Below are 13,431 nucleotides of genomic sequence, written 5' to 3' on the forward strand. Positions count from 1 at the left end.
TCTTCTCCTCCAACAACTACTCTTGAACACGGAGAATATCGTGAGCAATAAAGGGCAACTTCTACAAGACCCGTTTCTGAACACCTTGCGTCGCGAGCATGTGCCGGTCTCCATTTACCTGGTGAACGGTATCAAGCTGCAGGGTCAGATCGAGTCTTTCGACCAGTACGTCGTGCTGCTTCGCAACACGGTGACGCAGATGGTCTATAAGCACGCCATTTCCACCATCGTGCCAGGTCGTGCCGTCAACTTCTCGGCTACCGAGAACGACGACAACGCCGCCTGATCGCGCGGAGCGCGGCGGCACCGCTGCCGCGCTTTTCCCTATTTCTGATCCCGCTTGTCTGAACTGACTTCCCGCCAGGAAGGCGCCGCCGTTCTCGTCGGCGTCGATTTCGGGCTGCCCCATTTCGACAGCGAACTCGAGGAACTCGGCCTGCTTGCGCAGACCGCGGGCCTCACGCCCGTCGCCCGCCTCGCGTGCAAGCGCAAGGCGCCCGACGCGGCATTGTTCGTTGGCAGCGGCAAGGCCGAAGAAATCAAGGAGCTGGCTGCCCTGCACGGGGCGAGCGAGGTCATCTTCGACCAGGCCCTGAGCCCTGCGCAGCAGCGCAACCTCGAGCGCCAGCTCGACGTCGCTGTCTACGACCGGACCTTCCTCATCCTCGAAATCTTCGCCCAGCGCGCGCGTTCGCACGAAGGCAAGCTGCAGGTGGAGCTCGCCCGCCTGCAGTACCTCAGCACGAGGCTGGTTCGTCGCTGGTCGCACCTCGAGCGCCAGACCGGCGGCGCGGGCGTGCGCGGCGGCCCGGGCGAGAAGCAGATCGAACTCGACCGCCGGATGATCGGCGAGTCGATCAAGCGCACGCGCGAGCGCCTTTCCAAGGTGCAGAAGCAGCGCGGCACGCAGCGCCGCCAGCGCGAGCGCCGCGACGCCTTCAACATCTCGCTGGTGGGCTACACCAACGCGGGCAAGTCGTCGCTTTTCAATGCGATGGTCAAGGCGCGCGCCTATGCGGCCGACCAGCTGTTCGCAACGCTCGATACCACCACGCGCCATCTCTACCTGGGCGATGCGCGCAGGCAGGTGTCGATCTCCGATACGGTGGGCTTCATTCGCGACCTGCCGCACGGGCTGGTCGATGCCTTCAAGGCCACGCTGCAGGAGGCGGTCGATGCCGACCTGCTGCTGCACGTGGTCGATGCCTCCAACCCGCACTACCCCGAGCAGATGGCCGAGGTGCAGTCGGTGCTGCGCGAGATCGGCGCGGACACCGTGCCGCAGCTTCTGGTCTTCAACAAGCTCGACGCCCTTGAAAGCACGCAGCATCCGCTGCATCTTCAGGACGAGATGGAAATCGACGGCGTGCAGGTCCCCCGCATCTTCCTCAGCGCCAGGACCGGCGAGGGCGTGCCGCTACTCCGAGCCGAGCTTGCCCGGCAGTCAGGCTCCGCACCCGATACGATGACCCCTGCTGCGGACGCTGAATTGCACGATGCAACCGATGGATTGGGCACAATCCCGCCACTGACAAGAGAACGAAGCGAATGAATTCAAAGCCAGCGCGGAGAGGGTTTCTGGGCATGTTCAACCTGAACGACGGCCGATGGGGGCGCGGCGACGAGCCGTCCTCCTCCAACGGCGACCGCCCGGCCGGCAACCGGCCCCCCGATGCCAATCCCCCCGGCGGCCCCACGCCTCCGCCCCAAGGCAACAACGGCAACGACAACCGTCCCCGCGGCCAGGGCCCCAACCAGGGCCCGCCGGACCTCGATGAACTCTGGCGCGACCTCAACCGCAAGCTCGGCGGCTTCTTCGGCGGCAAGGGCGGCGGCAACCGTCCCAATGGCGGCGGCGGCAACGGCTACAAGCCCGACATGAAGAACGCAGGCTTCGGCATCGGCCTCGTGGCGGCGGTGGCCGTGCTGATCTGGCTCGGCACCGGCTTCTTCATCGTGAACGAAGGCCAGCAGGCCGTCATCACCCAGTTCGGCAAGTACAAGAGCACCGTGGGCGCAGGCTTCAACTGGCGCCTGCCTTATCCCATCCAGCGCCACGAAGTCGTGGTGACCACGCAGATCCGTTCGGCCGACGTGGGCCGCGACGCCATCGTGCGTTCCACCGGCCTGCGCGAATCGGCCATGCTGACCGAAGACGAGAACATCGTCGAGATCAAGTTCGCCGTTCAGTACCGCCTGAGCGACCCGCGCGCCTGGCTGTACGAGAGCAAGTCGCCCGCCGACACCGTCGTGCAGGTGGCCGAGACTTCCGTGCGCGAGGTGGTTGGCAAGATGAAGATGGACGCCGCGCTCGCCGAGGAGCGCGACCAGATCGCGCCGCGCGTGCGCGCGCTGATGCAGACCATTCTCGACCGCTACAAGATCGGCGTCGAAGTCGTCGGCATCAACCTGCAGCAAGGCGGTGTGCGTCCGCCCGAGCAGGTGCAGGCCGCGTTCGACGATGTGCTCAAGGCCGGCCAGGAGCGCGAGCGCACCAAGAACGATGCGCAGGCCTACGCCAACAACGTGGTGCCCCTGGCCACCGGTACGGCCTCGCGCCTGAAGGAAGAGTCCGAGGCCTACAAGGCGCGGATCGTGGCTCAGGCGCAGGGTGATGCGGGCCGCTTCAGCGCCGTGCTGTCGGAGTACCAGAAGGCCCCGCAGGTGACGCGCGACCGCATGTACACCGACGCCATGCAGCAGATCTACGCCAGTACCACCAAGGTTCTGGTCGACAGCAAGCAGGGCTCGAACCTGCTGTACCTCCCGCTCGACAAGCTGATGCAGATGAGCGGCGGCAACGCGGCAACGCCGGTCGATGCGGCCAGCCCCAGCGTCGCCGGCACGGCGCCGGCACAGTCCTCGGTCATCCCGGTGGCCCCTGCCACGAACGACGTGCGCGGCCGCGACGGCCGCTCGCGTGACCGCGACGTGCGTTGAGAAAGGCCCGCAAGAACATGAACAGAATCGGATTCATCGCAACCTCGATCCTCGTGCTGCTGGTACTGGCAAGCTCGACGCTCTTCGTGGTCGACCAGCGCCAGTTCGGCGTGGTCTATGCCCTCGGCCAGATCAAGCAGGTCATCACCGAGCCCGGCCTCAACTTCAAGCTGCCGCCGCCGTTCCAGAACGTGTCGTACATCGACAAGCGCCTGCTGACGCTCTCCAGCGTCGACACCGAGCCCATGCTCACGGCCGAGAAGCAGCGCGTGGTGATCGACTGGTACGTGCGCTGGCGCATCAGCGACCCGCAGGCCTACATCCGCAACGTCGGCCTCGACGAGAACGCCGGTGCCATGCAGCTCAACCGCGTGGTCCGCAACGCCTTCCAGGAAAACATCAACAAGCGTACGGTGCGCGACCTGATCTCGGTGCGCCGCGAGGCCCTGATGGCCGATGTGCAGCGCGAGGTGCTCTCGGTGGTGAAGGGCAGCAAGCCCTGGGGCGTGGACGTGGTGGATGTGCGCATCACGCGCGTCGACTACGTGGAAGCCATCACCGAGTCGGTCTACCGCCGCATGGAAGCCGAGCGCAAGCGCGTGGCCAATGAACTGCGTTCCACCGGCACGGCCGAGGGCGAGAAGATTCGCGCAGACGCCGACCGCCAGCGCGAAGTGATCGTGGCGAACGCCTACCGCGATGCCCAGAAGATCAAGGGCGAAGGGGATGCCCAGGCTGCCGCCACCTACAGCGAGGCCTTCGGCCGCGACCCGCAGTTCGCGCAGTTCTACCGCAGCCTCGAGGCCTACAAGCAGAGCTTCAACAAGAAGAGCGACGTGATGGTGCTCGACCCGTCGTCGGACTTCTTCCGCGCCATGCAGGGCTCGGGCTCGACCACCAGCGCGCCTCGCCGTTGATCACTTACGGCCGCAGCCGACTTCAGGAGCCGTGAGCGCCGACACTTTCTGGAGCGCGCTGGCGCTCGTCCTGGTGATCGAGGGCATCCTGCCTTTCGTGTCGCCGGGAGGGTGGCGGCGCGGCTTCGGGCAGCTCATGCAGCTGCGCGACGGCCAGCTGCGTTTTTTCGGGCTCTGCAGCATCGTTCTGGGCCTGGTCCTGCTCTGGATCCTGGGCTGATCCGGCCCGCCGATTGACGCCCGTGCCGGACCGGGTGCCCGGTGCCGGTAGAATCCCGTTTTAACCACGCCCCCGATCCCCATGTCCGCCTGGGTCCTTCCGGATCACATTGCCGATGTGCTGCCCTCCGAGGCCCGCCACATCGAAGAACTTCGACGCCAGCTGCTCGATACCGCCCGTGGCTATGGCTACGAGCTGGTGATGCCGCCGCTGCTCGAGCATCTCGAATCGCTGCTCTCCGGTACCGGCGAGGCGCTCGACCTCCAGACTTTCAAGCTCGTCGACCAGCTTTCCGGCCGCAGCATGGGCCTTCGCGCGGACACCACCCCCCAGGTGGCGCGCATCGATGCCCACCTGCTGAACCGCGACGGCGTGGCCCGCCTGTGCTACTGCGGCCCGGTGCTCCACACCCGGCCTGACCGCCCGCATGCCACCCGCGAGCCCCTGCAGTTCGGCGCCGAGATCTACGGCCACGCCGGCCTCGAGGCCGACACCGAAACCCTGCTGCTGGCGCTCGACTGCCTCGATGCCGCCGGCTTGCGCGAGGGCGTGATCGTCGACCTGGCCGATGCCCGCATCGTGCGTGCCCTGTTCGCCGGCGTGCCGGTCGACGGCGCCACCCTGGCGCAGGTGCATGCAGCACTGGCGGCCAAGGACGCGAGCGAGCTCGAGTCGCTCACCAGGAACTTCCCCGCCGCCTCGCGCGAGGGGCTGCGCGCGTTGATCCGGCTCTACGGCGACGAGGCCGTGCTCGACGAGGCCGCCGAGGCCCTGAAGGGCACGCCCGCGGTCGGTGCGGCGCTGGCCGACCTGAAGCAGCTTGCCGCCGGCCTGCAGGGCGTGGCCGGCCGCCAGATCAGCTTCGACCTGGCCGACCTGCGCGGCTATGCGTACTACAGCGGCATGCGCTTCGGCATCTACGTGCCCGGCGCGGCCGATTCGCTGGTGCGCGGCGGCCGCTACGACGAGGTGGGGGCCGTGTTCGGCCGCAACCGCCCGGCCGTCGGCTTCAGCCTCGACGTGCGCGAACTGGTCGGCGTGCTGCCGGCCCGCCCGCTGCGCGCCGCCATCCGCGCGCCCTGGAGCGACGCGGCCGGCCTGAGTCAGGCCATTGCCCAATTGCGCAAGGCCGGTGAAACGGTAGTCTGCGTGCTGCCGGGCCATGGCAGCGAAATCGATGAATTCCACTGCGACCGCGAGCTCGTCGAGCAGGGCGGCCAGTGGAGTGTCCGAGCGATCTGATTTTTTGAAGTAATGGAACGAGCATGAGCGTAACCACCGGAAGAAACGTGGTCGTCGTCGGCACCCAGTGGGGCGACGAGGGCAAGGGCAAGCTGGTCGACTGGCTGACGGAGAGCGCCCAGGGCGTGGTCCGCTTCCAGGGCGGCCACAACGCGGGCCACACGCTGGTCATCAACGGGGTGAAGACCGCGTTGCACCTGATCCCGAGCGGCATCATGCGGCCCGGCGTCAAGTGCTACATCGGCAACGGCGTGGTGCTTTCGGCCGCAAAGCTGTTCGAGGAAATCGAGGGGCTTGAAAAGGCTGGTGTCGAAGTGCGCTCGCGCCTGCGCATCAGCGAGGCCTGCCCGCTGATCCTGCCGTTCCACGCTGCCCTGGACATCGCGCGCGAGGCCTACCGCGAAAAGGGCGGCATCGAGAAGATCGGCACCACCGGCCGCGGCATCGGCCCGGCCTATGAAGACAAGATTGCCCGCCGCGCGCTGCGCGTGCAGGATCTGAAGCACCCCGATCGCTTCGCCGCCAAGCTGCGCGTGCTGCTCGAGTTGCACAACCACGTGCTGACCCAGGTGCTGGGCGCGCCCGCCATCGACTTCGACGAAGTCTTCAACGAAGCGATGAAGCACGCCGAGCTGCTCAAGCCCATGATGGCCGACGTTTCGCGCGAGCTGAACGATGCCAACCGCGACGGCGCCAACCTGCTGTTCGAAGGTGCGCAGGGCACGCTGCTGGACGTGGACCACGGCACCTATCCGTACGTCACCTCCAGCAACTGCGTGGCCGGCAACGCCGCCGCCGGTTCGGGCGTGGGCCCGGGCATGCTGCACTACATCCTGGGCATCACCAAGGCCTACTGCACCCGCGTGGGCGGCGGTCCGTTCCCCACCGAACTCGACTGGGCCACGCCCGGCACCCCCGGCTACCACATGAGCACCGTGGGCGCCGAGAAGGGCGTGACCACCGGCCGCAGCCGCCGCTGCGGCTGGTTCGACGCCGCGCTGCTCAAGCGCTCGGCACAGGTCAACGGCCTGTCGGGCCTGTGCATCACCAAGCTCGACGTGCTGGACGGCTTGGAGAAGCTGGAGCTGTGCACCGGCTACGAGCTCGACGGCGAAACCACCGACATCCTGCCCATGGGCGCGGACGAGATCGAGCGCTGCACGCCGATCTACGAAACGCTGGAAGGCTGGAGCGAAAGCACCGTGGGCGTCACGCAATACGACAAGCTGCCGATCAATGCGCGGCTGTACCTGCAGCGCATCGAGCAGGTCACGGGCGTGCCGATCCACATGGTGTCCACCAGCCCCGATCGCGACCACACGATCATGATGCGCCACCCCTACCTGGCCGACTGATCTGCCAAACCCCCAGGCTTGCCCACTTCGCGTGGCCGCCAACCCCCTTGCAGGGGCAACACCAGCGGCCCGGCGAAGCCGGTTCCGCGGTGCTCCCCAGAAGAAGAGACATTGAAGGAAAAACCACGCTATGTTGACTGAAGACGGCAAGCATCTCTACGTCAGCTACGACGAGTACCACAACCTGATCGAGAAGCTCGCGATCAAGGTGCACCAGTCGGGCTGGCAGTTCGACACCATCCTTTGCCTGGCGCGCGGCGGCATGCGCCCGGGCGACGTGCTCTCGCGCATCTTCGACAAGCCGCTGGCGATCATGTCGACCAGCTCGTACCGCGCCGATGCCGGCACGGTGCAGGGCCATCTCGACATCGCCCGCTACATCACCACGCCCAAGGGCGAGATCGCCGGCAAGGTGCTGCTGGTGGACGACCTGGCCGACTCGGGCCACACGCTGCACGCGGTGATGGACATGCTGCGCAACAACTACAAGCCCATCACCGAGCTGCGCAGCGCCGTGATCTGGACCAAGGCGCTGTCGACCTTCACGCCCGACTACTCGGTCGAGTACCTGGCCACCAACCCCTGGATCCACCAGCCCTTCGAGGGCTACGACTCGCTCGGCGCCGAGAAGCTGATCGAGAAGTGGTCGGTCTGATCCGGCAATGCCGGCGCCGGATCACCCGGCGTCGGTGAACATGGCGGTGTAGCGCCGCTGCATCTCCTGCGGCGTCAGCTTCTCGATGCTGTGCCCCACGTTCCAGCGATGGCCGAAGGGGTCATGGAAGACGCCGGAGCGTTCCCCATAGAACTGGTCCTGCGGCGCCATGTCCAGCGTGGCGCCCGCGGCGACCGCGCGCGCCACCACCGCGTCGGCGTCGTCCACGTGCAGATGCAGCGAGACTGCGCTGCCTCCCAGCGTCTTCGCGCTGAGGATGTCGAACTCGGGGAATTCCTCCGAGATCATGAGGATCGCGCCGTTGTGGAAGTCCAGCTCGGCGTGGCCGATGCGGCCGCTGGGCTCGGTCAGGCGGAAGATCTCCTTCACCTCGAAGACCTTGCAGTAGAACTCGATGGCTGCGTTGGCGTCGTTGACGCAGAGGTACGGAAACAGTTCGTGGATGGCCATGGCGTCGTTGTCCCTTCGGGTTGTGATGGGCGCGATTCTGGTGCTCGCGCTCCGCGTCGTCTTGAACAAATTTGACCTGCTGCGCGGCGCCTGCTCCGGCGCTCGGCTCAGATGCGCACGTGCCGTGAAGAAACCGGTGCCGCCCGCCGGTAGGCCTGCGGCGACATGCCGGCAATGGCCAGGAAGTCGCGGTTGAAATGCGCCTGGTCACTGTAGCCGGCCTCCAGCGCCAGCTCGACCCAGGGTCGGGCTGGCTGGATGGCGAATTGCCCGAGCACATGGTCGAAGCGCAGCATGCGCGCGTACTGCTTGGGCGCCAGCCCGGTCATGCCGCGAAAGAGAGCGATGAAGCGCCGGTGGCTGTGGCCGCTTTGCTTCACGAGCTGGCCGATGGCGCCGGTCTGTCCGTCGTCGTCGTTGGCGCTCGCGCCGGACATGCGCGCCAATGCCTGCGCCACCGCGGGGTGCAGGCCATGCATCGCGGACGAGGCAAGGCGTGCTTCGAGCAGCGCGACGACGATGGCAAGCTGCCGCGGCAGCGAGTCGGTGCCGTGCAGCTGTTCGAGCGCGAAGTTCGCGTCCGCGCCCCAGAGCGCTTCGAGCGGGGTATGCCGCTCGGCCAGAGCGTCTTCGGGAGCGCCGAGAAGGGCCCGGGCCGCCCCCGGCTGCAGCATGACGCCGACCGAGCGCGTCGTCACCGACACGTCGCGCACGAAGAAGGCTGAGCGGGTTCCGCCCACCATCGCGTAGCCCACCGTGAATCCCTGCACGTCGGCGCCGTCGTGGAAGAGGCGCAACGACGGCCCCGAAAGCCTGAAGACCAGATGCATGCCGCCGGTGGGCAGCACATGCTCGCGTGCGCCCGGCTGCTCGACGGGCGTGCCGTCGGGCGACGAGGCCCACATCAGCCGCACGAAGGGCCGCAGGTGGGGAGGGGCGAGGCGTGTCAGCTGCACTGTCTCGGGCTTCTTCCATGAAACGGGATGAAGGGGAGGGCCGGTCCGCGCATTGTGCGACGGAAGCTCCGCGCAAGGCCCCGAATGCGGGTCGCGCTAGCATGCACCCATGAGCAAGCCTTCCACGAACCTGATCCACCACCCCTACGTTCCGCCCGCCACCTTCGCCGCGCCGCAGCCCGGCGTGTTCAAGGCATCGACCGTGTTCTTCGCCGACGTCGCCGCCATGCGCGCGCGAGACTGGCGCACCAAGGCCGGCTACACCTACGGCCTGCACGGCACGCCCACCACCTTCACGCTGGAAGAGCGCCTGGCCACGCTCGAAGGCGGTACCGAGTGCCTGCTCGTGCCCAGCGGTCTGGCGGCCATCTCGCTGGTCTCGTTCGCCTTCCTGAAGACCGGCGACGAAGTGCTGATTCCCGACAACGCCTACGGCCCGAACAAGGCGCTGGCCACCGGCGAGCTGGCGAACTTCGGCATCACGCACCGCATGTACGACGCGATGAACCCGGCCGACCTCGCGGCCAAGCTCTCGGAGCGCACCCGGCTGGTATGGCTGGAAGCGGCGGGCTCGGTGACCATGGAGTTCCCCGACCTGCCGGCGCTGGCCAGCATCTGCCGTGCGCGCGGCGTGATGACCGTGCTCGACAACACCTGGGGCGCAGGCCTGGCCTTCGCGCCCTTCGATTTCAACGGCAGCGGGCAGGGCGTCGACATTTCCGTGCACGCGCTCACCAAGTACCCCAGCGGCGGCGGCGACGTGCTCATGGGCAGCGTGACCACGCGCGACGAGCGCCTGCACCGCGCGCTCAAGCTCACGCACATGCGCATGGGCTTCGGCATCGGCGTGGGCGACGTCGAGACGCTGCTGCGCTCGCTGCCCAGCATCGCGCTGCGCTATGCCGCGCACGACCGCGCCGCGCGCGAGCTGGCCGGCTGGCTCAACGGCTGCGAGGAGATCGCGCAGGTGCTGCATCCCGCGCTCGAGGATTCCCCGGGCCATACCCACTGGCGCGCGCTGTGCGGCGAAACCAACCTGGCCGCCGGCCTGTTCTCGGTGGTGTTCGACGAGCGCTACAGCACCGAGCAGGTCGACCGCTTCTGCGACAGCCTGCAGTTGTTCCGCCTCGGCTATTCGTGGGGCGGACCGATCAGCCTCGTGGTGCCCTACGACATCGGCCTGATGCGCGATGCCAGCGTGGCGCGCTGGCCGTACAAGGGCACGCTCGTGCGTTTTTCCATCGGCCTCGAAGACGTGGAAGACCTGCGCGCCGATCTTCAGCAGGCGCTGGCTCGGATGTAAGAAATCGCATCCTGCCGTCGCTCCTGTCGCCTCGAGCGCGTCATGGGGTACCTCCTCGAGACTGCACCTTTATCGCTTACAGTAGGCCACGGCAGTCAACCCGACTGCCTCGCCTCAAGGAGATCCAGTGGCAACACCCAACTACGGCTACGAAAAGCGTCAGAAAGAGCTGGCCAAGAAGAAGAAGAAGGAAGACAAGCTCCGCGAAAAGGCGAACCGCAAGCTCAATCCCAGCAGTGACGGGCTGGCGCCCGGAGATCCCGAAACCGACGTTGCCTCGCTCGAACGCGATCCGCCCACGGTGCCGGACCTGCCCACCAAGAACGGCTGAATTCCCGTCCAGACTTGCCGATCCATCAAGAAAAGCCGCCGCAGGCACTTGCCCGCGGCGGCTTTTTCATTGCTTGGGCAACAGCTTGCGCAACTCGGCCCAGACGTTGTCCAGCAGTTGCGGCTGGGCGGCCGCCGTCGGGTGGATGCGGTCGGCCTGGAACAGCGAGAGCGCGTCGGGCGCATCCGCCACGCCCTTGAGCAGGAATGGCACGAGCGCCGACTTGGTCGCGCTCGCCACCTTGGAGAACACCGCCTCGAAGCGCCGCGTGTAGTCGGCGCCATAGTTGGGCGGCACCTGGATGCCGACGATCAGCACCTTCGCGCCCGCGGCCTGCGCGGCCTTGGTGATCTGCATCAGGTTGCTTTCGGTGTCGGACAGCGGCAGGCCTCGCAGCGCGTCGTTGGCCCCGAGTTCGAGCACCACCAGACTGGGCTTGTGCTGCGCGAGCAGCGGCGCGAAGCGGGCACGGCCGCCGGAACTGGTGTCGCCGCTGATGCTGGCGTTGACCACGGTTGCAGAAATCTTCTGCTGCGCAAGCCTTTTCTCGAGCAAGGGTACCCAGCCTTCGCCGCGCTTGAGGCCGTACTCTGCGCTCAGCGAATCGCCCAGCACCAGGATCACCGGCTTGCCCGAAGAGGCCGCCGTGGAAGACGAGGCCTGGGCCTGCGCCGTCGTCGTCCATATCCCCGCGCTGCCGAGCGCGGTGGTGGTCAAGATAAAGTCACGTCGATTCAAAACCAGAGCCTTTCCATGTCCCAACCCCCGTCTGATGCCATTGTCGCCGTCGAGCATGTGTTCAAGTCCGTCACCGATTCGGCAGGCACGCTGGACATTCTGCAGGACATCGATTTCACCCTCGGCGCGCGGGAAACCGCCGCCATCGTCGGCGCCTCGGGCTCCGGCAAGAGCACGCTGCTGTCGATCATCGCCGGGCTGGATACGCCCACGCGCGGCACGGTGAAGCTGGCGGGGCAGGACATCTTCGCCATCGACGAGGACGAGCGCGCCGCAGTGCGCGCGCAGCGCGTGGGCTTCGTGTTCCAGAGTTTCCAGCTGCTGGGCAACCTGAGTGCTCTGGAAAACGTGATGCTCCCGCTGGAGCTGGCCAACCGCAAGGACGCCCGCAAGGCTGCCACAGAAATGCTCGGCCGTGTCGGCCTGGGCCAGCGCCTGGGCCACTACCCGAAGGTGCTCTCCGGCGGCGAACAGCAGCGCGTGGCGCTGGCCCGTGCCTTCGTCGTGCAGCCCGCGCTGCTGCTGGCGGACGAACCCACCGGCAGCCTGGACTTCGCCACCGGCGAGCAGGTCATGCAGCTGATGTTCGACCTCAACCGCGAGCTGGGCACCACGCTCGTGCTCGTCACCCATGACCGTGGCATCGCCGCGCGTTGCGAACGACGTATCACGATCGAGGCCGGTCGCGTCGCGCTTAATGAAAAAGTGGCTCTGGCGCCTGCCTGACAAGAGCAATAAGCTATTAAATAAATAGCAAGCCACATTCAAGGAGATGTTCATGGAGGAACTTCCGCCCGACGCCGTCCTGGCGCTGCAGCGCGGCAGGATGATCGAGGCCATCAAGATCGTGCGCGCCCGCACGGGCATGGACCTCAAGTCGGCCAAGGAAGCCGTCGATCGTTTCGCCGATCGGCAGGAAGCGGGAGACGACGACAGCAGCGCCATGGGCGGGCGCTGCGTGCCCACGGCGGCCAGGCAGGACCGCGGCTTCGCATCGATGCCCTCCACCGCGCTCACGGCGCTTGCGCAGGGCAACAAGATCGAGGCCATACGCCTCACGCGCGAGGCCACCGGGCTGAGCCTGGCTGCGGCCAAGCGGCTGGTCGACAACCATGACGACCCCACACTGGGCGGCTTCGGGCCCCTGACCCAGCACATGCCCCGCCGTCCCATGGACGAGCCGGGCCGTGTGTACGGCGGCGGCTACAAATGGCTGCCGGTGCTCATCATCCTGCTGGCGGCGGTCATGGTCTGGCTGCTGTTCGGACAGAAGGCTTGAGCCAAGAAAAAACAAGTCGATGATCGTTCCCCAGTACTGGGCCGAAGGCCGCATCCAGGAGCGCGTGGCCGGCAGGCAGATCACCGTGCGGCGCTACGGCTGGTCCGACGAGAGCCCCGTGGCGGCACAGGCGCACGCCGACCAGCGCACCCGCGACGCCTTCGACCGCATCGCCCACAAGGGCGAGAAGCTCGAGCGCCGCGAACGCAAGCTTGCCTACAACGGTGCCGAGGGCGTGCCGATCCGCGAGGAAATCGTCGAGCGGCACGGCGATACCGTCGTCACCCGCAACGGCTACGGCGCGCGCTGCCTCAACACGCCCGACGTGCTCTTCGTCGACATCGACTTCGAGGAGCCTCTGCGCGGCAGCGTGTTCGGCTTCGCGCTGGTGCCTGCACTGATCGCGGGCGTGGTCGGCGGCTGGGCCGCCAGGACCTGGCTGGGCGGGTTGATTGCGGGCATCGTGGTCTTCGCCGTGGCCTGGGTCATCGGCCAGCGCAAGAAGCGCGGCGAGCACAGCGGCAACCCGGCACCCGAGAAGCGGGCCGCCGAGCGCATCGCGCGCTTCATGCAGCAGCATCCCGACTGGAACCTGCGCATCTACCGCACGCCGGCGGGCTTCCGGCTGCTGGCGATGCACGACGTGTTCAACCCGTCCGACATGGCGGTGGCCGACTGCTTCCACGCGCTGGGCGTCGACAAGGTCTACGCGCGCATGTGCCGCAACCAGAACTGCTTTCGCGCCCGGGTGAGCGCCAAGCCCTGGCGCGTCGGCATCGGCGACCACATGCGGCCCCGGCCGGGCGTGTGGCCGGTGTCGCCCGACAAGCTGCCCGCGCGCGATGCCTGGATCGCGCGCTACGAGAAGGCCGCCGAGGGGCACGCCGCCTGCCAGTACCTGGAGAGCGTGGGCAACGCCGCGAAGGTGCATCCGAGGGCGCTGGCGGTGCAGGAACTGCACGACGAGCGCACCCGCGCGCTCAGCGGCCTGCCGCTGGCCTGAGCGGGCGGGTGGGGCCGGCCC

Annotated in this window: 16 protein-coding genes; 13 read left to right on the forward strand and 3 right to left on the reverse strand. The window is 67.3% G+C overall.

The features are described 5' to 3' along the window. The first annotated feature begins 40 nt into the window (after positions 1-40). The 8 genes from hfq to EJP67_RS01930 all read left to right on the forward strand — a co-directional run bounded on the left by hfq (position 41) and on the right by EJP67_RS01930 (position 7,329). Entirely contained in the window at positions 41-286 is a 246-nt protein-coding gene (hfq, locus tag EJP67_RS01895) for an RNA chaperone Hfq (RefSeq protein ID WP_026346229.1), read from the forward strand. Between the two features lie 54 nt (positions 287-340). Then, the gene (gene hflX, locus EJP67_RS01900; RefSeq protein WP_126018839.1) at positions 341-1,552 is read left to right on the forward strand and encodes a GTPase HflX; all 1,212 of its coding nucleotides are present in this window, start codon (positions 341-343) and stop codon (positions 1,550-1,552) included. Positions 1,553-1,584: 32 nt separating this feature from the next. After that, entirely contained in the window at positions 1,585-2,940 is a 1,356-nt protein-coding gene (gene hflK, locus EJP67_RS01905) for an FtsH protease activity modulator HflK (protein ID WP_126018841.1), read from the forward strand. Between the two features lie 17 nt (positions 2,941-2,957). Beyond that, positions 2,958-3,857, forward strand: coding sequence for a protease modulator HflC (gene hflC, locus EJP67_RS01910; protein WP_126018843.1), 900 nt, complete (start codon positions 2,958-2,960; stop codon positions 3,855-3,857). 31 nt (positions 3,858-3,888) lie between these two features. Beyond that, positions 3,889-4,077, forward strand: coding sequence for a DUF2065 domain-containing protein (locus EJP67_RS01915; protein ID WP_126018845.1), 189 nt, complete (start codon positions 3,889-3,891; stop codon positions 4,075-4,077). Between the two features lie 81 nt (positions 4,078-4,158). After that, on the forward strand, positions 4,159-5,319 hold the full coding sequence (locus tag EJP67_RS01920) for an ATP phosphoribosyltransferase regulatory subunit (RefSeq protein WP_126018847.1): 1,161 nt from the start codon (positions 4,159-4,161) through the stop codon (positions 5,317-5,319). Positions 5,320-5,342: 23 nt separating this feature from the next. Next, positions 5,343-6,674 (forward strand): adenylosuccinate synthase, encoded by a 1,332-nt coding sequence (locus EJP67_RS01925; protein WP_126018849.1) that lies wholly within the window; start codon positions 5,343-5,345, stop codon positions 6,672-6,674. A 130-nt stretch (positions 6,675-6,804) separates the two neighbouring features. Next, a complete protein-coding gene (locus EJP67_RS01930; protein ID WP_126018851.1) occupies positions 6,805-7,329 on the forward strand; it encodes a phosphoribosyltransferase in 525 nt (174 codons plus the stop codon). Between the two features lie 21 nt (positions 7,330-7,350). Here EJP67_RS01930 and EJP67_RS01935 read toward each other — a convergent pair whose 3' ends face one another. Then, positions 7,351-7,800, reverse strand: a complete 450-nt coding sequence (locus tag EJP67_RS01935; protein ID WP_126018853.1) for a VOC family protein — start codon at positions 7,798-7,800, stop codon at positions 7,351-7,353. A gap of 107 nt (positions 7,801-7,907) precedes the next feature. Continuing rightward, positions 7,908-8,756, reverse strand: coding sequence for a helix-turn-helix domain-containing protein (locus EJP67_RS01940; RefSeq protein ID WP_206169437.1), 849 nt, complete (start codon positions 8,754-8,756; stop codon positions 7,908-7,910). 109 nt (positions 8,757-8,865) lie between these two features. Here EJP67_RS01940 and EJP67_RS01945 point away from each other — a divergent pair, with 109 nt between their 5' ends. After that, a complete protein-coding gene (locus EJP67_RS01945) occupies positions 8,866-10,059 on the forward strand; it encodes a PLP-dependent transferase (RefSeq protein ID WP_126018855.1) in 1,194 nt (397 codons plus the stop codon). A 127-nt stretch (positions 10,060-10,186) separates the two neighbouring features. Continuing rightward, a complete protein-coding gene (locus tag EJP67_RS01950) occupies positions 10,187-10,390 on the forward strand; it encodes a hypothetical protein (protein ID WP_126018857.1) in 204 nt (67 codons plus the stop codon). A 66-nt stretch (positions 10,391-10,456) separates the two neighbouring features. Here the strand turns inward: EJP67_RS01950 and EJP67_RS01955 are convergent, their stop codons facing one another. Then, entirely contained in the window at positions 10,457-11,107 is a 651-nt protein-coding gene (locus EJP67_RS01955; RefSeq protein ID WP_420824250.1) for an arylesterase, read from the reverse strand. Positions 11,108-11,143: 36 nt separating this feature from the next. Here EJP67_RS01955 and EJP67_RS01960 point away from each other — a divergent pair, with 36 nt between their 5' ends. From EJP67_RS01960 to EJP67_RS01970, 3 genes are read left to right on the forward strand one after another with little or no spacing between them, the layout of a single operon-like run. Then, positions 11,144-11,854 carry an ABC transporter ATP-binding protein gene (locus tag EJP67_RS01960; protein WP_026346226.1) on the forward strand — a complete coding sequence of 237 codons (711 nt, stop codon included), beginning with the start codon at positions 11,144-11,146 and terminating at the stop codon, positions 11,852-11,854. Between the two features lie 52 nt (positions 11,855-11,906). Then, positions 11,907-12,407: a ribosomal protein L7/L12 gene (locus EJP67_RS01965; protein WP_240650468.1), complete on the forward strand. Its 501-nt coding sequence runs from the start codon at positions 11,907-11,909 to the stop codon at positions 12,405-12,407. A 19-nt stretch (positions 12,408-12,426) separates the two neighbouring features. Continuing rightward, a complete protein-coding gene (locus EJP67_RS01970; RefSeq protein ID WP_126018863.1) occupies positions 12,427-13,410 on the forward strand; it encodes a hypothetical protein in 984 nt (327 codons plus the stop codon). Positions 13,411-13,431: the final 21 nt, after the last annotated feature.

Origin of the sequence: Variovorax guangxiensis (assembly GCF_003952165.1) — a bacterium.
GTDB lineage: Bacteria > Pseudomonadota > Gammaproteobacteria > Burkholderiales > Burkholderiaceae_C > Variovorax > Variovorax guangxiensis.